At 63.0% G+C, this 18,241-nt stretch carries 19 protein-coding genes; 10 read left to right on the forward strand and 9 right to left on the reverse strand.

The genetic code is table 11. The features are described 5' to 3' along the window. Nucleotides 1-50 precede the first annotated feature (50 nt). The 3 genes from tpiA to B5G03_RS17945 all read left to right on the forward strand — a co-directional run bounded on the left by tpiA (nt 51) and on the right by B5G03_RS17945 (nt 3,962). Complete coding sequence (gene tpiA, locus B5G03_RS00645) at nt 51-818, forward strand: triose-phosphate isomerase (protein ID WP_087179898.1); 768 nt, start codon at nt 51-53, stop codon at nt 816-818. A gap of 69 nt (nt 819-887) precedes the next feature. Next, nucleotides 888-2,408 (forward strand): 2,3-bisphosphoglycerate-independent phosphoglycerate mutase, encoded by a 1,521-nt coding sequence (gene gpmI, locus B5G03_RS00650; protein ID WP_087179899.1) that lies wholly within the window; start codon nt 888-890, stop codon nt 2,406-2,408. 159 nt (nt 2,409-2,567) lie between these two features. After that, on the forward strand, nt 2,568-3,962 hold the full coding sequence (locus B5G03_RS17945) for a murein hydrolase activator EnvC family protein (RefSeq protein ID WP_087179900.1): 1,395 nt from the start codon (nt 2,568-2,570) through the stop codon (nt 3,960-3,962). A 101-nt stretch (nt 3,963-4,063) separates the two neighbouring features. On the opposite strand, the gene B5G03_RS00660 is transcribed toward B5G03_RS17945, so the two are convergent. The 4 genes from B5G03_RS00660 to dapF all read right to left on the reverse strand — a co-directional run bounded on the left by B5G03_RS00660 (nt 4,064) and on the right by dapF (nt 6,802). Next, nucleotides 4,064-4,630 (reverse strand): 6-pyruvoyl trahydropterin synthase family protein, encoded by a 567-nt coding sequence (locus B5G03_RS00660; RefSeq protein WP_087179901.1) that lies wholly within the window; start codon nt 4,628-4,630, stop codon nt 4,064-4,066. Nucleotides 4,631-4,899: 269 nt separating this feature from the next. After that, a complete protein-coding gene (locus B5G03_RS17690; protein WP_242962234.1) occupies nt 4,900-5,322 on the reverse strand; it encodes a nucleotidyltransferase family protein in 423 nt (140 codons plus the stop codon). Nucleotides 5,323-5,424: 102 nt separating this feature from the next. Continuing rightward, complete coding sequence (locus B5G03_RS00670) at nt 5,425-5,829, reverse strand: pyridoxamine 5'-phosphate oxidase family protein (protein WP_087183033.1); 405 nt, start codon at nt 5,827-5,829, stop codon at nt 5,425-5,427. Nucleotides 5,830-5,971: 142 nt separating this feature from the next. Beyond that, nucleotides 5,972-6,802, reverse strand: coding sequence for a diaminopimelate epimerase (dapF, locus tag B5G03_RS00675; protein ID WP_087179903.1), 831 nt, complete (start codon nt 6,800-6,802; stop codon nt 5,972-5,974). A gap of 272 nt (nt 6,803-7,074) precedes the next feature. Here dapF and acpP point away from each other — a divergent pair, with 272 nt between their 5' ends. From acpP to B5G03_RS00695, 4 genes are all read left to right on the forward strand, one after another. Next, nucleotides 7,075-7,305: an acyl carrier protein gene (gene acpP, locus B5G03_RS00680; protein WP_058964107.1), complete on the forward strand. Its 231-nt coding sequence runs from the start codon at nt 7,075-7,077 to the stop codon at nt 7,303-7,305. Between the two features lie 109 nt (nt 7,306-7,414). After that, nucleotides 7,415-8,854 (forward strand): proline--tRNA ligase, encoded by a 1,440-nt coding sequence (proS, locus tag B5G03_RS00685; RefSeq protein WP_087179904.1) that lies wholly within the window; start codon nt 7,415-7,417, stop codon nt 8,852-8,854. A 233-nt stretch (nt 8,855-9,087) separates the two neighbouring features. Continuing rightward, the gene (locus B5G03_RS00690) at nt 9,088-10,173 is read left to right on the forward strand and encodes a hypothetical protein (RefSeq protein WP_087179905.1); all 1,086 of its coding nucleotides are present in this window, start codon (nt 9,088-9,090) and stop codon (nt 10,171-10,173) included. 78 nt (nt 10,174-10,251) lie between these two features. After that, the gene (locus B5G03_RS00695; protein ID WP_087179906.1) at nt 10,252-11,346 is read left to right on the forward strand and encodes a hypothetical protein; all 1,095 of its coding nucleotides are present in this window, start codon (nt 10,252-10,254) and stop codon (nt 11,344-11,346) included. A 68-nt stretch (nt 11,347-11,414) separates the two neighbouring features. Here the strand turns inward: B5G03_RS00695 and B5G03_RS00700 are convergent, their stop codons facing one another. Beyond that, nucleotides 11,415-11,720 carry a type II toxin-antitoxin system RelE/ParE family toxin gene (locus tag B5G03_RS00700; protein WP_087179907.1) on the reverse strand — a complete coding sequence of 102 codons (306 nt, stop codon included), beginning with the start codon at nt 11,718-11,720 and terminating at the stop codon, nt 11,415-11,417. Nucleotide 11,721: 1 nt separating this feature from the next. After that, nucleotides 11,722-11,988, reverse strand: a complete 267-nt coding sequence (locus tag B5G03_RS00705) for a type II toxin-antitoxin system Phd/YefM family antitoxin (RefSeq protein ID WP_087179908.1) — start codon at nt 11,986-11,988, stop codon at nt 11,722-11,724. 343 nt (nt 11,989-12,331) lie between these two features. Between B5G03_RS00705 and brnQ the strand changes: the two genes are divergently transcribed. Next, complete coding sequence (gene brnQ, locus B5G03_RS00710; protein WP_087179909.1) at nt 12,332-13,648, forward strand: branched-chain amino acid transport system II carrier protein; 1,317 nt, start codon at nt 12,332-12,334, stop codon at nt 13,646-13,648. Between the two features lie 108 nt (nt 13,649-13,756). Here the strand turns inward: brnQ and B5G03_RS00715 are convergent, their stop codons facing one another. The 3 genes from B5G03_RS00715 to B5G03_RS00725 form a co-directional block, all read right to left on the reverse strand. After that, the gene (locus B5G03_RS00715; protein WP_206423585.1) at nt 13,757-14,239 is read right to left on the reverse strand and encodes a MarR family winged helix-turn-helix transcriptional regulator; all 483 of its coding nucleotides are present in this window, start codon (nt 14,237-14,239) and stop codon (nt 13,757-13,759) included. A gap of 42 nt (nt 14,240-14,281) precedes the next feature. Next, nucleotides 14,282-15,031 carry a tRNA threonylcarbamoyladenosine dehydratase gene (locus B5G03_RS00720; protein WP_087179910.1) on the reverse strand — a complete coding sequence of 250 codons (750 nt, stop codon included), beginning with the start codon at nt 15,029-15,031 and terminating at the stop codon, nt 14,282-14,284. A 90-nt stretch (nt 15,032-15,121) separates the two neighbouring features. After that, nucleotides 15,122-16,009: an aldose 1-epimerase family protein gene (locus tag B5G03_RS00725; protein WP_087179911.1), complete on the reverse strand. Its 888-nt coding sequence runs from the start codon at nt 16,007-16,009 to the stop codon at nt 15,122-15,124. Nucleotides 16,010-16,178: 169 nt separating this feature from the next. Here B5G03_RS00725 and B5G03_RS00730 point away from each other — a divergent pair, with 169 nt between their 5' ends. Next, complete coding sequence (locus B5G03_RS00730; RefSeq protein ID WP_087179912.1) at nt 16,179-16,811, forward strand: carboxypeptidase-like regulatory domain-containing protein; 633 nt, start codon at nt 16,179-16,181, stop codon at nt 16,809-16,811. A gap of 229 nt (nt 16,812-17,040) precedes the next feature. Next, the gene (gene bsh, locus B5G03_RS00735; protein WP_087179913.1) at nt 17,041-18,015 is read left to right on the forward strand and encodes a choloylglycine hydrolase; all 975 of its coding nucleotides are present in this window, start codon (nt 17,041-17,043) and stop codon (nt 18,013-18,015) included. Nucleotides 18,016-18,241: the final 226 nt, after the last annotated feature.

Raw genomic sequence — 18,241 nt, forward strand, 5'->3', positions numbered from 1 at the left:
GTTCTTACCATCCGCAGGAACCATCAACAAGAAAAGTGAGGAATTTCACCATGGATAAAGCAAACCGCAAGGCCATCATCGCCGGCAACTGGAAGATGAACAAGACCGCCACCGAGGCTGTTGAGCTGATCGACGCTCTGATCCCCGCCGTGAAGGACGCCGACTGCGAAGTCGTGATCTGCACCCCCTTCACCACCCTGGTCACCGCTGTGGAGAAGACCAAGGGCACCAACATCCATGTGGGCGCCGAGAACGTGCACTTCGAGAAGAGCGGCGCGTTCACCGGCGAGATCAGCGCCGACATGCTGGTCGACCTGGGCGTTGAGTACGTGATCACCGGCCACTCCGAGCGCCGTCAGTACTTCGCTGAGACCGACGAGACCGTGAACAAGCGCACCCTGGCTGCTCTGAACGCCGGCCTGAAGGTGCTGGTATGCGTGGGCGAGAACCTGACCCAGCGCGAGCAGGGCGTGACCGAGGAGCTGGTCCGCATGCAGACCAAGATCGCCCTGAACGGCGTGACCGCTGAGCAGATGGCGGGCGTGGTCATCGCTTACGAGCCCGTTTGGGCCATCGGCACCGGCAAGACTGCCACCAGCGACCAGGCTCAGGAAGTCTGCGCTGCCATCCGTAAGGTGCTGGGCGAGCTGTACGGCGAGGCCGTTGCCAAGGCTACCACCGTTCAGTACGGCGGCAGCATGAACGCCGGCAACGCCGAGGAGCTGCTGGGCAAGCCCGACGTGGACGGCGGCCTGATCGGCGGCGCTTCCCTGAAGGCCGACGCTTTCGCCACCATCGTGGCTGCTGCCAGCAAGTAAGCTTTTTGTTATAACGCGCCGTCTTTGGGGCGGCGCGTTTTTTACAGTTTTGATAAGGAGTAATCCATTATGTCTAAGAAACCCCTGATGCTCTGCATTCTGGACGGCTTCGGCTGGGTGCCCAACAAGACCGAGGGCAACGCCATCGTGGCCGCCAAAACCCCCAACCTGGACAAGCTGTTCGCCACCTGCCCCTACACCACCATCGGTGCTTCCGGCATGGACGTGGGCCTGCCCGACGGCCAGATGGGCAACAGCGAGGTTGGTCACACCAACATCGGCGCCGGCCGCATCGTGTACCAGGAGCTGACCCGCATCACCAAGGCCATCCAGGACGGTTCCATCCGCTCCAACGAGGCCATTGTGAACGCCATGAAGGCTGCCATCGAAAACGGCAAGGCCATCCACCTGATGGGCCTGCTGTCCGCCGGTGGTGTTCACGGCCACATCCAGCACCTGTTCGGCCTGCTGGACATGGCCAAGGACATGGGCGCCACCGAGGTTTACGTGCACGCCATTATGGACGGCCGCGACGTTCCCCCCGATTCCGGCAAGGGCTACATCGACGAGCTGCAGGCCAAGCTGGACGAACTGGGCGTGGGCAAGATCGCTTCCATCTCCGGCCGTTACTACGCCATGGACCGCGACAACCGCTGGGACCGCGTGGAGAAGGCCTATGCTGCCTTCGTTTACGGCGAGGGCGTGAAGGGCACTCCCGCTGAGGTGATGGCGAACAGCTACGCCGAGGGCGTAACCGACGAGTTCGTGGTGCCCGCCGTGACCTGTGAGGGCGGCCGCATCGCCGAGGGCGACACCGTGATCTTCTACAACTTCCGTCCCGACCGTGCCCGTGAGATCACCCGCACCTTCGTGGACGACGAGTTCACCGGCTTCGAGCGCAAGAACGGCCGTTTTGCCGTGAACTACGTCTGCTTCACCCAGTACGACGCCACCATGCCCAACGTGGAGGTTGCCTTCAAGCCCCAGAGCCTGACCAACGTGATGGGCGAGTACCTGGCCAAGTGCGGCAAGACCCAGCTGCGCATCGCCGAGACCGAGAAGTACGCTCACGTGACCTTCTTCTTCAACGGCGGCGTGGAAGCTCCCTTCGAGGGCGAGGACCGTGCTCTGATCGCCAGCCCCAAGGTTGCCACCTACGACCTGCAGCCCGAGATGAGCGCCTTCGAGGTTGCCGACGAGTGCGTCAAGCGCATCGAGAGCGGCAAGTACGACGTGATCATCCTGAACTTCGCCAACTGCGACATGGTTGGCCACACCGGCATCTTCGAGGCCGCTGTGAAGGCCGTTGAGGCTGTGGACACCTGCGCCGGCAAGGTGATCGACGCGGTTCTGGCTGCCGGCGGCCAGGTGCTGCTGACTGCCGACCACGGCAACGCCGACCAGATGCGTGAGCCCGACGGCGCTCCCTTCACCGCTCACACCACCAACCCGGTTCCCTTCCTGGTGGCCGGCGCTGGCGACGTGAAGCTGCGCGAGGGCGGCGTTCTGGCGGACATCGCTCCCACCATGCTCAAGCTGATGGGCCTGGCTCAGCCGGAAGAGATGACCGGCAAGAGCATCATCGAGTAATTTTCCGGTTTTTTGTCCCCCGCGAATTCGCGGGGGGCTTTTTTCACAGTTTTTTCAATGTTTTGTGCGAGACAAACTCCCCCTTGACGGTGTATGATTAAAATGATATAATAACGTAATTTTCGCGTTATTAACCCACCCGTAAGGAGGGATTTTCACATGAACAAGCACCGTTTTCTGCGCGTTGGCGCAGCCTTCACCGCCGCTGTGATGCTGGCGGGCACCGTGGCCTTTGCCCAGGACGAGGTGACCGAAGAGGACATCCAGGACCTGCAGAACAAGGTGGACCAGGCCCAGAGCCAGGCCCAGCAGGCCGCCCAGGGCGTGCAGGAGGACATGGATGCCAAGGCCCAGGCCGAGCTGCAGGCCCAGATGCTTTTGAATCAGATCAACAGCCTGAACGACGCCCAGGCAGATATCCAGGACCAGATCGCCCAGTGTGAGGAGCAGATCGCCGCCACCCAGCAGAGCTACGACGAGACCATGGAGGAATACAAGGCCCAGCTGCAGGCCATGCAGAAGCTGGGCGATTCCGGCGGAGTCTCGCTGCTGCTGCAGGCCAGCAGCCTGTATCAGCTGCTCACCTTCTCCTCCAACTTACAGCAGCTGAGCAGCTACACCGACAGCCTGCTCACCGAGCTGCAGACCCAGAAGCAGACCCTGGAGGACCTGACCCAGGAGCTGGAGGGCAAGCGCACCACCGCTGCCGAGAACCAGCAGCAGCTGGAGGAGACCCGCAAGGAATACCAGGCCCAGGTGCAGAAGCTGGACAGCCAGATCAGCGCGGGCACCGCCGAGCAGATCGCCTACGAGGCGGAATACGAGATGCGCAAGGAGGAGCTGCAGGCCGCCGAGGCCCAGCTGGAGCAGCAGATCGCCGACGCGCTGGCCAATGCCCAGCAGCAGGCCACCCCGACCCCGGAACCCACGCCGGAACCGACTCCCGAGCCCACGCCCGAGCCGACCCCGGAACCCACCGCGGAGCCCACCCCGGCCCCGGACGGTGAAAACGGCGAGAACGGTGAGAACGGCGAGAACGGTGAGAATGGCGAAAACGGCGACGGCAGCGAGGGCGGCGAGAGCCAGCCCACCCCGGCGCCCACGCCTGCACCCACGCCGAAGCCCACTCCGGCTCCCACACCCGCACCCACCCAGAAGCCCAGCACCGGCCTGTCCATGACCTGGCCGCTGCCCGGCTACTCCAGGCTGTCCACCCATTTCGGTGAGGTGATCTACGGCAATCCCCATTACGCCATCGACATCCCCGCCCCCAAGGGCACGCCCATCGTGGCGGCGGCAGACGGCACCGTGCTGCTGGCGGGCTGGAACAACAGCTACGGCTACTGGGCCCTCATCAACCATTCGGACGGCATCTCCACCGTGTATGCCCACATGACCGAGGGCAGCCTGGCGGTGAGCCCCGGCCAGACGGTGAAGAAGGGCCAGACCATCGGCGGCGTGGGCAACACCGGCTTCTCCTTCGGCAACCATCTGCACTTTGAGGTGCGCAAGAACGGCCAGAAGGTGGACCCGCTGAACTACGTCTCCCCCTGACCGGCCCCCTTTTTCCAAACACAAAAGCCCCCGCCCCGGAAGCTTCCGGGGCGGGGGCTTTTCTTATGGCCTTGGGGGAAAAGGCCGTTGCACGCTCACATTCAGTGCTTTTTATAACCGCACTTGGGGCACACGCCGTTCTCGTTCAGGGCGATACCGCACAGGGGGCAGCGGTCGATGTTGTTGCGGGTCTCGAACTCGGCGCTGGCCGCGTTCACGCCGCTGGTGAAGGTGATCTTGGCGATGTTCAGCTTGTCCTTCAGCAGGTCGTACACGATCTTGATCATGCCTTCCACGGTCAGGGTCTCCTTGGTCACCACCAGACGGCACTCCGGGTAGGCGGTGGCCAGCTCGGTCTGGAAGGCGGGGCCCTTCATCTGGTTCTGGGGCGCGCCGTCGCGGATGCCCTGCTCCTCATAGACCTTCAGCACCGCGGGCAGCAGGGGGTCATCCTGGCGCAGGATCAGCGCGTGGTCAAAGTTTTTCAGCACCTCCCAGGCGGTCTTCTGGATCTCGTTGCAGGGGAAGACCATGTTCACGCCGGGCTCCACCGTGTCTTCCACTTCGATGGTCAATACGCCGGTGTGTCCGTGCAGGTACTGGGCTTCGCCCTTGAAGCCATAAAAACGGTGGGCGTACTGCAGGTCCAATTTGGTGATACTTCTCATGGGATAACCTCCTTAACGTTTCGTTCGGTATTTGCTTGCGGGCTTCCGCCCCGCCGGTGGGGGTCCCGGCTCTGCCGCTTGCAAAACGGCTTAGTTGCTTGGGCGGAAAGTGTTTTCAGGAATAGTTCCTGATTAGAGGATACCCGATAAATCGCCACTTGTCAAGAATAATTCCTATTATTTTTGTCTAATCCTGAAAATAAGCCATTCTGCACAAAAAGCCGCCGCTGTTTTGTGGCAAACAACGGCGGATTTTGTTTCTTTCTTGGTTACCGGTCCGGCGCGTCGATCATCCGCACCTTTTCCGGGCGGTCCATCAGCTGGTAATAGCGCCGCCAGTCGGCCAGCGATTGCAGCGGGATGCGCTGGTCCTGCACCGTGACCCATTCCGCGATCTGTTCCGGCAAAAGCGAGCAGTCGTGCTCCACCCCGTCCACCTGCCATTCCTCAAAGCAGCGGGTGCGGTAGGCCGGGTTCGGGGCGGTGGGGGTGCGGCGGCCCATTTCCGACAGCAGCCCGGAGGCGGTTTCCGCGTCCTCCTCCCGCACCATCAGATCCAGGTCCGCAAAGCGGCCGGTCTTGCCCTTCAGATACAGCAGCAGCGAGCCGCCCATCGCCCAGACCAGGCCCGCCCGGTTGAAGGCTTCGGCGATGCGCCCCAGCGCCGCCCATTTGCGTTCCAGCTCTTCCACGGCGTTTCCTCCTTTTCCCGAATCGAATCAGCGTCCGAAAAAACACAAAGCGCCCGCGCGGCTCAGTGTCCGGCGCGGGCGCTTGTTTTGCGTATGTAAGAATCAGAACTTGGCCAGGACCTTGCCCTCGTCCTGCCGGTCGAACAGCACCGCGCTGATGTGATCCAGGTAGATCAGGGCCAGATGCTTGCCGCTGTCGGCCTTGTAGGCCTCCTTCAGGTCGGGCATGGCCTCGTACACCGCCGCGTAGGTCTCGGGGCTGCGGTCGAAGTTCACGGTGCCCTGAATGCGCAGGAAGGTCTCCTCGCCCGTGGCCACGCACAGCTCCAGGTTGGTGTTGTCCAGCAGCTGCTTGTAGGCTTCCTTGTCCTTGCACAGGGCCAGGTAGAAATAGCCCTTATAGATCATATAGTGGTTCACGGGGCGCACACGGGGGCAGTAGCCCTCCACCGTGGCCAGATACATCGTGGGTCTTGCCTTTAAAAGCTCCATCAATTCATCCATCATGAATCCCTCTCTCCCAGCGTGCCCGGTCCGCCGCCCTCTTTGGGGCATTGCCGCACGGCTCAGGCCGCTTTTCTTCTATTATAGCATCCATCCCCCGGGGTGCAAGTACAAAATTGTTACACGCTCTGTTTTCCTTTTCCGCTCACACTTCCACCACGCCGGTGTAAACGGTCTTGGCGGGGCCGGTCATCCGAATCTGCCAGTCCTCGCTCACCCGGATGGTCAGCCGCCCGCCGGGCAGGTCCAGGGCGATGTCTGTATCCGGCTCGCACAGCCGCAGCATCACCGCGGCGGCCGCCGACGCGCAGGCCCCGGTGCCGCAGGCCAGCGTCTCGCCGCTGCCCCGCTCCCACACCCGCATGGCCAGGTGGTTTTTGCCCATCACCTGGATGAACTCGGTGTTCACATGCTCGGGGAAGGCCGGATGATTCTCAAAGCCGGGGCCGATGCGCTCCAGGTCCAGGCCCTGCACATCCTCCACCACGGTCACACAATGGGGGTTGCCCATGGAGAGGGCGGTCACCTGCCAGGGCAGGCCCTCCACCGCGATGGCCCGGTTGATCACCGGGTCCGATCCCAGGCCCTTCACCGGCACCAGAGCGGGCTCGAACTCGGCGGTGCCCATCTCCACCTGCCAGATGCCCTCGCCCCTGCGGGAAAGGTGCTTGATGCCCGCCAGCGTCTCGATGGTCATTTCCTCCCCGGCCACACCATGCTCATACAGCCACTGGGCCACGCAGCGGATGCCGTTGCCGCACATGGCGCTCTCGCTGCCGTCGGCGTTGAACATGCGCATGGTGGCGTCGGCCACGTCGGAGGGGGCGATGCAGATCAGCCCGTCCGACCCCACGGAGAACCGCCGGGGACTGAGAAGCCGGGCCAGCTCGGGGGCGTTGTCGATCATGCCCTTCAAACAATCCAGATAAATATAGTCGTTGCCGCAGCCATGCATTTTGGTGAATTCCAGCCGCATGCCCATCCCCTCCTGTCGCGTTCGGGCGCGCAGCAGCGGCCCGTTGATTCTGCTTTTATTATAGCCGGATTTGGCCCGGCACACAAGAAGCGGCTTCGCGGGCTTTTTTTGCCTTGTTTTAAGGATTTAACCCTTGACAAGGTTCCCCAGATACGCTATAAAATGTATAGTAATCAAAAGGCACCACCGCACGATTCATGCCCCATGGGCTCAGGCGGCGCTGCCCTGAACAAGCCCGGCACCCGGGCATATAATAAGGAGAGTTTTGGAATATGGATACTTTCGAGCGCATCCGTGAGCTTCTGGCGGAGCAGCTGGACATCGACGAGGAAAAGATCACCATGGACAGCAACATCCTGGAGGACTTCGAGGCCGACAGCCTGGACGTGGTCGATATGGTCATGAGCCTGGAGGATGAGTTCGGCGTGGAGATCCCCGACGAGGAGATCGAGAATCTGCACACCGTGGGCGATGTGGTCCGCTACGTGGAAGACAACACCTGATCCCACCCAAATCACATCATGCTGCCTCCCCGGCAGGCCGGCCGGCCCGCCTGGGGGGCTTATTTTTGCCCGGGGGTTCCGGGGCGACGAGTAAGGAAGGAAAAAGCAAATGAGCGAGCAGAAGAAGAAACTGGTGGAGGCCATTACCCCCATCAACGAGGACTTTACCCAGTGGTACACCGACGTATGCCTGAAGGCCGAGCTGGTGGACTACTCCACCGTAAAGGGCTGCATGATCCTGCGCCCCTACGGCTACGCCATCTGGGAGAACATCACCCACATTCTGGACGGCATGTTCAAGGCCACCGGTCACGAGAACGTGGCCATGCCCATCTTCATCCCCGAAAGCCTTCTGCAGCGCGAGAAGGACCACGTGGAGGGCTTTGCTCCCGAAGTGGCCTGGGTCACCTACGGCGGCGCCGAGAAGCTGGAAGAGCGCATGTGCGTGCGTCCCACCAGCGAGACCCTGTTCTGCGACCACTTCGCCCATGTGCTGCACTCCTGGCGCGACCTGCCCATGAAGTACAACCAGTGGTGCAGCGTGGTCCGCTGGGAAAAGACCACCCGTCCCTTCCTGCGCAGCCGTGAGTTCTGGTGGCAGGAGGGTCACACCATCCACGAGACCGCCGAGGAGGCCAAGCAGGAGACCGAGCAGCAGCTGAACACCTACGCGGACTTCTGCGAGAACTACCTGATGATCCCCGTGGTGAAGGGCAAGAAGACCGACAAGGAGAAGTTTGCCGGCGCGGAAGCCACCTACACCATCGAGGCCATGATGCACGACGGCAAGGCCCTGCAGAGCGGCACCAGCCACTACTTCGGCGACGGCTTCTCCCGCGCCTTCGGCGTGCAGTTCGCCGGCCGTGACAACACCCTGCAGTACCCCCATCAGACCAGCTGGGGCGTGTCCACCCGTCTGATCGGCGCCATCATCATGACCCACGGCGACGACGAGGGCCTGATCCTGCCCCCGGCCATCGCCCCCTTCCAGGTGGTCATCGTGCCCATCGCCGCCCACAAGCCCGGCGTGAACGAGAAGGCCGCCGAGCTGGCCGAGCGCGTTGGCAAGTTTGCCCGCGTCAAGCTGGACAACAGCGATAACTCTCCCGGCTGGAAATTCAGCCAGTGGGAGATGAAGGGCGTGCCCCTGCGCCTGGAGATCGGTCCCAAGGACATCGAGAAGAACCAGTGCGTGCTGGTGCGCCGCGATACTCGCGAGAAGATCTTCGTGAGCCTGGACGATCTGGAGACCGAGATCCCCCGCCTGCTGAATGAGCTGGCTCAGAACATCTACAACCGCGCTCTGGAAAACCGCGAGAACCGCACCTGGACCGCCACCACCATGGACGAGGTCAAGGAGCTGGCCGAGAAGAACAACGGCTACATCAAGACCATGTGGTGCGGCGATCTGGCCTGCGAGGAGAAGATGAAGGAAGAGGCCGGTCTGTCCAGCCGCTGCATGCCCTTCGAGCAGGAGAAGCTCAGCGACGTTTGCCCCTGCTGCGGCAAGCCCGCCAACCTGATGGTCTACTGGGGCAAGGCTTACTAAGCCGCCCCCCTTGCAGCCTGTCTTTCTGCAACAACAAAACCCGTCCCTTCGGAAGCGTCCGAGGGGGCGGGTTTTCTGTTCTGCACAAAAAACGCGGGGATTTTTCTCCTTCTCCCCGCCCCGCATTTTGACCCGTTTGTGCAATGGAAAGGTCCTGCCGTTCGTTTTCAGGACAAGAGAAGTATTTTTTAACGATCTTTTTCTCCCACTCCCCGAAAAAGGAGGGAATCCGTATGACATTCCGGTTGTTCCGCTTCGCCGCCCTGGCCCTCTGCGCCGGGCTGATTTTTACCATTTGCACCGGCTGCGCCCCCGCTGCGTCCGCGTCCTCGGGGGCTCCGGCCAGCTCGGTGGCCGCCGAGAGCACCGCGCCCGAACCCACCACCATCCCCCTGCCGGACCCGCTGCCGGAGCCTCTCCAGCCCACCGAGGAGGAACTGGCCGCCCTGACCGATGCCATTGAAGCCGGCTTTCGGGCCGACTGGGACCGGCCGGGCCGGTATCTCACCGCCCGGCTGGACAGCGTGCGGGTCATTCCGCCGGAGGAGTGGGAGGATCTGGAGCTGCCCCTGGCTGACGGCAACACCCATCTGGAGGGCAAAAGCTGGATGGATTGCATCGCCGACCCGGGCGGCTGTCTGCTGATTGCCCAGACCACCACCGAATACACCCCCGAAGCCCTGGTCGGGGTGCCCCAGTATTCCGACGGGGTGATGACCCACGTGTATCTGGCGGTGAACGGCGACGAGGGCTGGACCATCGCGGACCAGTGGGGCAACTACAAGGGCAGCGAACTGCCCGAGCCCAGCCCCGACCCGGCCCAGGAGGAGCTGGGCCTGACCCGGAACCAGTGGCTCATGCTGCAAAACCAGACAAGAGCGCTGGCTCTCTCCGGCGTCTTCCGGGACCTGAACGCCCCCTTAAACGACCTGACCGCCGAGGAATGGGCCAATTACCTGTACGCCCGGTCCGAAAGCTGGTCCGGCCTGACCGGGGAGGGCCGCACCGAAACGCCCGTGGGCTCCATCTTCCGGGCGGATTTCACCGACCGGATCAGCGGCGAGAACCCGACCCCCGCCGCGCTGGAAAACGCAGAGGAGCCGCTGCCCGCCCCCTGTGCGGCCTATGAGGAGATCAAAGCGCTGCTGAACGCGGACCCGAACGCCATTGTGTATGAACGCACCGGCGACACCGTGACCGCCACCCTGACCCTGCCGCTGGAAAGCGGCACCGTGGCCATGGAATACACCTTCGGCCTGGTGCCGGACGACCCCGCCCCCTTCAGCCGCACGTATTTGCAAAGCGCCCGCCGGGCGTGAGTTTTTCCCGCAACCCCGCCGCGCGTTTTTTCGGCAAGCCGAACGGTTTGCATGATTCCTCAAAAGGAGGGAGTTTTCATGACCCGCAGCGCTTTCCGCCTTGCCGCCCTGGGCCTTTGCGCCGGGCTGCTGTTCACCATCTGCACCGGCTGCGCGCCCGCCGCGCCCGCGTCTTCCCAGGCTCCGGCCAGCTCTGCCGCCGAAAGCACCCTCACCGTCACGCTGCCGGACCCGCTGCCTGAGCCCATCCAGCCCACCGAGGAAGACCTGGCCGCCATCACCGATGTGCTGGAGACCCGGTTCCGTGTCGACTGGGACCGTCCGGGCCGATACCTCACCGCCCGGCTGGACAGCGTGCAGGTGATCCCGCCAAAGGAGTGGGCGGGCCTTCAGATCCCGCTGACCGACAACACCCCCTGGTTGGACGGCAGAAGCTGCCTGGACTGCATCACCGACCCGGGCGGCTGCCTGCTGATGGTGCGGACCACCACCGAATACACCCCCGAGGCCATTCTCTGCGCTCCCCAGTATTCCGACGGGGTTGCAGACCATGTGTATCTGGCGCTGAAGGAGGAAACCGGCTGGACCATCGCGGACGGCTGGAGATATTACATGGGCGGCGAGCCGCCCACTCCCAGCACCGACCCCATGCAGCAGGAGCTGGAGCTGACCATGCAGCAGTGGATCACGCTGCAGCACCAGACAAGGGCGCTGGCTTTGTCCGGCATCTTCCGGAACCTGGAGGACCCGTTGACTGAGCTGACCCCCGCCGAGTGCGCCTGGTACCTGTATGCCCGGTCCGAGAGCTGGTTCGGCCTGACCGAGGAGGGCCGCACCGAAACGTCCTCCAGCATCATCTTCCAGGCGGATTTCGCTGAGGAAAACGCCTCCTGGACGTCGGACTGGCGGGGCGGCGGGCCCTGTATGCCCAAAGCCCTGAAAGGGCCGGAGGAGGTGTTCCCCGCCCAGAACCCGGACGAGGAAACCATCCGCGCCGCGCTGGACGCGGACCCGGACGCCATCGTGTACGAACGCACCGGCGACACCGTGACCGCCACCCTGACCCTGCCGCTGGAAAACGGCACCATCGCCATGGAATACACCTTCGGCCTGGTGCAGGACAGCACCGGCCCGGTGAGCCGAACCTGGCTGCAAACCGCCCGCCGGCTGTGACCGCCGCCGGGCAACAAAACAGCCCCCGGGCCTGTACAATGCAGGCCGGGGGCTTGTTTTTTGTTCGGTCACCGCAGCAGCCACTGATAATCCTGTCTGCAATCCACGATCCAGTCCACATAAACGATATTATCACGAATCTGGTAAATCACCAGAAACCAATTTTCCACATACAGCTTGTGGTACTTGTTGACCGGTAGAGAAGGCTCATTCAGAAACGGAGTCCGTTGCGGCATCTGACGCAGCGACTGCAGTTTTTCCATAAATCGAGTGCGCAGGCGGGCAGCCGCCTTTTTATCCACCTGTGCCAAAAAACGAAGCTGACGCCCCAGCATCTCCTTCGCCCGTTCGGAAACGATCACCTGATACTGCATATCACACCTCGTCCAGCAGCTGACCCAAATAATCGTCCAGCTCCTCCAGGGTGCAGCCCATCCGGCCCATGGCCCGGTCCTCCTCCACTGCCAAAAGCTGCTCGCGCAATTCCAGCATTTTTTCCCGCCGGGTGAAGCTGTCAATATCCATTACCACCAGATCCCCTTCGCCATTTTTGGTCAGGTAGACCGGCTCCCGGGAGCTTCGGCAAAGCTCCGCAATCTCGTTATAATTCTGGCGGATCGCCGCAGACGGCCGAATGTTCATGCAAAGCAGCTCCTTTCCCTTATATATCAATATTCTAATTTTATTTTATTCAAATTATACTATAACGTCAAGCAACACCCCCGGTCTCCGCTCTTTCCCCTGCCAAAGTTTTTCTCTGTTTTTCATCCAATTCGCCTATTGACAAGATAGGTTTTTGTCTGATTCACCGGGTTTCCCGGGCTTTTTTGTGCAAATTTCCCCTGCGATTCGTCCGCTTTTGACGGTTTTGCCGGTGCGATTTACAGCTCTGCCGTGGACAAGTGTTCGTTTTTGTGCTACACTGGAACAACTTACTTTTTTCCGCAGCAGCGATTCAACGCTTTTAGAACAAGGAGGGAGCAGCGTGCAGCGATTATCCAAGAGGGACAGTTTCTTTGTGGGCCTGACCCTGTTTTCCATGTTTTTCGGCGCGGGTAACCTGATCTTCCCGCCCTTTTTGGGCGCGCAGGCAGGCACCGATACCTGGCCCGCCATGATCGGCTTTGCCATCAGCGCCATCGGCCTTCCCGTTCTGGGCGTGGTGGCGGTGGCCCAGTCCGGCGGACTGCAGGTATTGGCAGGCCGGGTCGGCAAAAAATTCGCCTGGCTGTTCACCCTGCTCATTTATGTTTCCATCGGGCCGGGGCTTGCCATCCCCCGTACCGCCAGCACCTCCTTCGAGATGGCGGTGAGCCCCTTCTGGCCGGATGCTCCCCTCTGGGTGCTGTGCGCCTATTCCTTTGTATTCTTCGCAGTGGCCATGCTGGTGGCCTTCAAGCCGGAAAAGCTCACCGACCGGCTGGGCAAGGCGCTGGGGCCCATCCTGCTGGCGCTGATCCTGGTGATGGTGGTGGGCTGCTTTGTGAACGCCCCCGGCGGCTACGGCACTCCCAGCGGCAACTACACCGGCAACGTGGTGGCCCAGGGCTTTGTGGACGGCTACCAGACCATGGACACCATCGCCGCCTTAAACTTCGGCATCATTATCGCGCTGAACATCCAGAACCGGGGCGTGACCGGCGAAAAGTCGGTGGTGCGCTACACCATCCGGGCGGGCTGGATCGCCGGTGCGGTTCTGCTGCTGGTCTACTCGGCGCTGGCCCACATCGGCGCGGTGAGCGGCGGCAGCTTCGACAATTACTCCAACGGCGCGGGCGTGCTCACCAACCTGATGAGCTGGATGTACGGCCCGGCGGGCACCGCCCTGCTCGGCCTGATCTTCGTGATCGCCTGCCTGAACACCTGCATCGGTCTGTTCAGCTGCTGCAGTGAATATTTCAGCCTGCAGTGGCCCAAAATTCCCTACAAGGCCTGGGTGGTCATCTTCGCGGTGATCAGCTTCTTCGTTTCCATCGCCGGGCTGGACACCATCCTGGCCATCTCGGTGCCCATCCTGAGCGCCATCTACCCGGTGGCCATCGTGCTCATCGCGCTGGGCCTTACCCATCGCATCACCGGCAAAGCGCCTTTGTGCTACCCGGTGGCTGTGGCCTTCACCATCCTGGTGAGCGTGCCCGGCGCCCTGGTGCAGGCAAAGCTGCTGGGCGGCCCTGTGGCGGCCTTCCTTGAGAGCCTGCCCCTGTATGCCGAGGGCCTTTACTGGCTGCTGCCCGCTGTACTGGGCGGTGTGCTGGGCGCGCTGGCCAGCTGCATGGGTCTTGGCCGCCGCCGCAAACTCTGATTTTCTTCTTTTTATGCATTTTCTCCCCAGCATGCACAAGGCCCCCGCAGGGCAGCGGCTGTTCTGCCGCCCCGCGGGGGCCTTGTGTTTTTTTCAGTTTTGGGGCGCTCAGGCAAAATGCTCCCGGCTGCGGCGCACATCGTCGGCGTAGGCCTCGTTGATGCGCTGCTGCACCCGCAGATAGAGCGCCAGCTCCTCTTCGGTAAACTCCGCCAGCCGGTCAAAGGTGCGCTGCTGGCAGTCGGCACTGAAGGCGGAGTGGTCCCGGTACAGCGCCTGTCCGCTCTCGGTCAGGCGCAGCTTGTACTGGCGGTTGTTGGCGGCGTTGCGCAGCTGCTCCACCAGCCCCTTCTCCCGCAGCTTGCGCAGCGTCTGCGAGCAGGCGCTGGGAGTCTTGCGCAGAATGTTCGCCAGGTCCGCCGCAGTGATGCCCGGGTACAGGGCGATCAGGTCGATCATGTGGGCCTGGGCCTGATACAGCATGCACGCACCGTAGCGGTGGGGCATGGCGTCGTATTCGCACATCAGGTCATAGGCCTGGTTTTGCAGGTTCCATACCTGCTCCAGTAATTCGCCGCGCTTTTCGTTCACAGCCGTCTTCCTCCCGTCTTGTTTTCCGGTCCGCCGGGGCCCTCAGGGCTGCCCGGTCAGATCCCGCACCACCTTGCCGGCGATGATCAATCCCGCCGCCCCCGGCACAAAGCTCACGCTGCCGGGGGTCTGCTTTTTGGGGCTGCCTGCCCGCACCGCGCCGCCCGGCGCTTCGGCCGGGCCGTCCAGCGGCTTGGGGGTGAGGGCGGGCTCGGTGGAATAGACCACCGGAATGTTCCTGTAGCCCCTTGCCCGGCACTCCCGGCGCATTACCCGGGCCAGGGGGCAGGCGGTGGTCTTTTCGATGGTGGTCAGCTCCAGCAGCTCCGGGTGCAGCTTGTTGCCGGTGCCCATACTGGAGATCACCGGCACCCCGGCGGCCAGCGCCCGGCCGATGATCTCCAGCTTGGCGGTCACGGTATCCACCGCGTCCACCACATAGCTGGCCCCCTCAAAGGGGATCTGATCGGCGGTATCCGGCATGTAAAACAGGGCGCGGGCTTCCACCCGGCAGTCCGGGTTAATGGCCCGGATGCGCTCGGCGGCCACCTCCACCTTGCTGCGGCCCACCGTGTCGGTGAGGGCGATCAGCTGGCGGTTGCGGTTGGACTCGGCGATGGTGTCGTCGTCCACCAAAGTCAGGCGGCCCACGCCTGCCCGGGCCAGGGCCTCGGCCACGTAGCCGCCCACGCCCCCAACGCCGAACAGAATCACGTGGGCGGCGTGCAGGGCGTTCACGCCCTCCTCGCCAAGCAAAAGGGCGGTGCGCCGTTCAAAGGGTGCGATGCTCATGGGTCTTGGTTCTCCTTTTGGGGTCAGAATCTCCGGCGCGGGGCCGAATGAAAAAGGGCCGGGGGCGTGTTCCCCCGGCCCGGCGGGCGCTCAGCGCTCGAAGGTCATGTTCAGGTCGGTGCTCCAGCTCTCGCCGGCAGCCAGGGCGGCGGCGCAGGGCTTGTCGTTCCAGCTGCCGGTGGCAGTCTCGGTGTCCGGCAGGCTGTGCCAGGGCTCGATGCACACGAAGTGCAGCTCGGGGTTGCCCACGGCGCTCCAGATCAGGGTGTAGGGGAAGCCCTCCAGGCCAACGGTGATGCGGCGGCCGGTGTCCTTCTCCACCACGCTCAGGGTCTTGGCGGTCAGCTTGCTCATGCAGATGGAATCGTGGTCGAACATCCGGTCGTCCATGGGGATGACGTCGCTGTTCTCCATCAGCACGCGGGTGGCGCCGGTGACCAGGCCGCTGGTGGCGCCGGTCTCGATGACCACGGGGGTCTGGGGCGCGTCGAAGCGCAGCTCGTAGTCGGCGGTGGTGTGCTTTTCGTCAAAGGGCAGCGCAAAGCCCGGGTGGAAACCGAAGCCGAAGCGCAGCTCGCGGTCGCCGGTGTTGGTCACGGCGATGGTCTGGCGCAGGGTGCGGCCGGTCAGGGTGAAGGTGCTCTCCAGGGCAAAATCCCGGGGCAGCTTCTTGCGGGTCTCCTCATTGGAGCGCAGCACGAAACGCATCACGCCGTTTTCCGCGCCCACAAACTCGTGCTCCAGGTCGCGGCCGAAGCCGTGCTGGCCGCCCTCATAGGTCTCGCCGTCCAGGGTGTAGCGGCCGCCGTTCAGCTTGCCGCAGTAGGGGAACAGGATGGGCGCGCGGCGGGGCCACACATCCTTCTGGCCGTCCCACATCATCTCGGCGCCGGTGGCCTTGTCCACCACGCTCACCAGCTCTGCGCCCTTGGACTCCACGGTGACGGTCAAAAATTCATTTTCAATGGTATGCTGCATAAAAACGCTGCCCCTTTCTTTTTGGTAAAGACGTTATCTTCAGTATAGTACACCCGGGGCAAAATTCCAAGAGTATCCGTTGGCACGTTTGCGGAATATTCTGGAACCAGAGCGGACGGCTTGCACCGCCCGCACGCCAAATGCCAAACAGAGAAAGGAGTTTTGCCTCATGATGAACGGCTGCCTTTTGGTGCAGAGCTACGCCGCCCGCCAAAGCGCCCCGGTGCCCGGTGTGACCGTGACGGTGCGCGGCGAGGGCCATGCGCCTGTGACCATCGTCACCGACGAGACCGGCACCGCGCCGGTGATCAAGCTGCCCGCGCCGGACGAAGCGCTCAGCCTGGACGAAAACAACACCCAACAGCCTTACAGTGTGTGGGAGGTGACGGCGGAGAAGGAGGGCTACCAGACCGTGACCATGCAGGGGGTGCAGGTGTTCGCCCGCCAGACCGCCCTGATTTTGCTGGAGATGCTGCCCGCCCAGCGTCTGGGCGCGCCCCAGCCCAAGCCCGAGAGCTTCGACATTCCGCCCCACTCTCTCTACCGGCCCCAGGGCCCCTCCAGCGTGGCCCCGGCGGAAAACTGCCCGGCTCCGCTGGTGCTGGCCACCCCCATCGTGCCCACCACCATCACGGTGCACCTGGGCAAGCCCAAGGAGAACGCCCGCAACGTGACGGTGAGCTTCCGGCATTACATCGCCAACGTGGCCTCCAGCGAGGTCTACCCCACCTGGCCGGGTGTGCCCAAACCCGCGGCGGCGTTTTTCAAACAACGGATTTTTCCGGCGGATGTGGTATACTAGCCTTAAGGCACCACCGCACAATTCACGCCTCACGGCTCAGGCGGCGTATCACGCCAAAATTTTCCGCGATATTTTCCAAAAATGCTCGTCAAGCCACCAAGGCTTGTCTGCGCTTTTTGGTTCATCTCGCAAAAAATTTTCCGGCGCGCTCCACCACCTGGAATTATGCGGTGCCGCCTCAACGAAACACCCCCAAGACCGCGGCCAACGCCGCAAGGAGACTATTCTTATGTGCACAAGCATTGCTTTTTCCGCCCCTTACCCGCTGTTCGGCCGTAACCTGGACCTGGAAACGCCCTTCGGCCAGCAGGTTGTGGCAACGCCCCGCTCCTTCGCCTTTCACTTTCACCGCCGCCCGGCGATGCCGCACCATCTGTCCATGATCGGCATGGCCACCGTGGCCGGGGGCGTACCCCTGTACGCCGAGGCCATGAACGAGGCCGGGCTGTACATGGCCGGGCTGAACTTTCCCGGCAACGCCTACTATACCCCCGCCGACCAGGCCGCGCCGGACGCGGTTGCCCCCTACGAGCTGATCCCGCTGGTGCTGGGCAGCTGCCGCACCTTGAAGGAGGCCCGGGAAATGCTCACCGGCATCGACCTGCTGGGCATCCCCTTCGCGCCGGGCTACCCGCTGGCCCCGCTGCACTGGCACATTGCCGACGGCACCGGCGCGCTGGTGATGGAGGTCACCGCCGAGGGCTCCCGTCTTTACGAGGACCCGGTGGGCGTGCTCACCAACAACCCGCCCTTCCCGGTGCAGCTGGCCAACCTGACCGGCTACCAGACCCTTTCCGCCGCGCCGCCGGAAAACCGCTTTGCTCCCGGTGTTCCCCTGCCCCCCTACGGCCAGGGCATGGGCGCCATCGGCCTGCCGGGCGACTGCTCCCCCATGAGCCGGTTCGTGCGGGCGGCCTTCCTGAAATGCAACTCGCTCCACACCGCCGGTGACGATGCGGTGAACCAGTTCTTCCGCATTCTGGACGCGGTGGCCATGGTGCGGGGCAGCGTGATGACCCCGGAGGGCAAGCCGGACATGACCCTCTACTCCTGCTGTGCCGACCCGGCCCGGGGCGTGTACTACTTCAAGACCTACGACAACAGCCACATCCACGCGGTAAGCCTGCTGCGGGCCCCGCTGGAGGCCAACACCCTTTGCTGCTGGCCGCTGCCCGGCGGCCACGGCTTCGAAGCCCTGAACTGAATTTTTCCCTTCTCCCCCTGACCTTCGGGTCAGGGGGATTTTTTTGCCTTTTCCGCCTTTTTTTGCCGCAAATGCAAAACCGTTGTTTGGCAAACCGTTTCCCGCCCGGATTCAGCGTATGATGAATACAGGTCAAAGGCGATGCGCCTTGCCGGTTTTCCCTTTTCTGCAAACGCTGTGCGCTGCTGCAAACGGGCGAGCAGGCCCGGGTCCTCCCGCTTTTTGT

The organism is Gemmiger sp. An50, from assembly GCF_002161595.1.
GTDB lineage: Bacteria > Bacillota > Clostridia > Oscillospirales > Ruminococcaceae > Allofournierella.

Excerpts from the sequence above, each read along its gene's own strand:
- tpiA (WP_087179898.1), top strand. The coding sequence starts at position 51 with ATGGATAAAGCAAACCGCAAGGCCATCATCGCCGGCAACTGGAAGATG.
- gpmI (WP_087179899.1), top strand. The coding sequence starts at position 888 with ATGTCTAAGAAACCCCTGATGCTCTGCATTCTGGACGGCTTCGGCTGG.
- B5G03_RS17945 (WP_087179900.1), top strand. The coding sequence starts at position 2,568 with ATGAACAAGCACCGTTTTCTGCGCGTTGGCGCAGCCTTCACCGCCGCT.
- B5G03_RS00660 (WP_087179901.1), bottom strand. The coding sequence starts at position 4,630 with ATGAGAAGTATCACCAAATTGGACCTGCAGTACGCCCACCGTTTTTAT.
- B5G03_RS00670 (WP_087183033.1), bottom strand. The coding sequence starts at position 5,829 with ATGATGGATGAATTGATGGAGCTTTTAAAGGCAAGACCCACGATGTAT.
- dapF (WP_087179903.1), bottom strand. The coding sequence starts at position 6,802 with ATGCGGCTGGAATTCACCAAAATGCATGGCTGCGGCAACGACTATATT.
- acpP (WP_058964107.1), top strand. The coding sequence starts at position 7,075 with ATGGATACTTTCGAGCGCATCCGTGAGCTTCTGGCGGAGCAGCTGGAC.
- proS (WP_087179904.1), top strand. The coding sequence starts at position 7,415 with ATGAGCGAGCAGAAGAAGAAACTGGTGGAGGCCATTACCCCCATCAAC.
- B5G03_RS00690 (WP_087179905.1), top strand. The coding sequence starts at position 9,088 with ATGACATTCCGGTTGTTCCGCTTCGCCGCCCTGGCCCTCTGCGCCGGG.
- B5G03_RS00695 (WP_087179906.1), top strand. The coding sequence starts at position 10,252 with ATGACCCGCAGCGCTTTCCGCCTTGCCGCCCTGGGCCTTTGCGCCGGG.
- B5G03_RS00700 (WP_087179907.1), bottom strand. The coding sequence starts at position 11,720 with ATGCAGTATCAGGTGATCGTTTCCGAACGGGCGAAGGAGATGCTGGGG.
- B5G03_RS00705 (WP_087179908.1), bottom strand. The coding sequence starts at position 11,988 with ATGAACATTCGGCCGTCTGCGGCGATCCGCCAGAATTATAACGAGATT.
- B5G03_RS00720 (WP_087179910.1), bottom strand. The coding sequence starts at position 15,031 with ATGAGCATCGCACCCTTTGAACGGCGCACCGCCCTTTTGCTTGGCGAG.
- B5G03_RS00725 (WP_087179911.1), bottom strand. The coding sequence starts at position 16,009 with ATGCAGCATACCATTGAAAATGAATTTTTGACCGTCACCGTGGAGTCC.
- B5G03_RS00730 (WP_087179912.1), top strand. The coding sequence starts at position 16,179 with ATGATGAACGGCTGCCTTTTGGTGCAGAGCTACGCCGCCCGCCAAAGC.
- bsh (WP_087179913.1), top strand. The coding sequence starts at position 17,041 with ATGTGCACAAGCATTGCTTTTTCCGCCCCTTACCCGCTGTTCGGCCGT.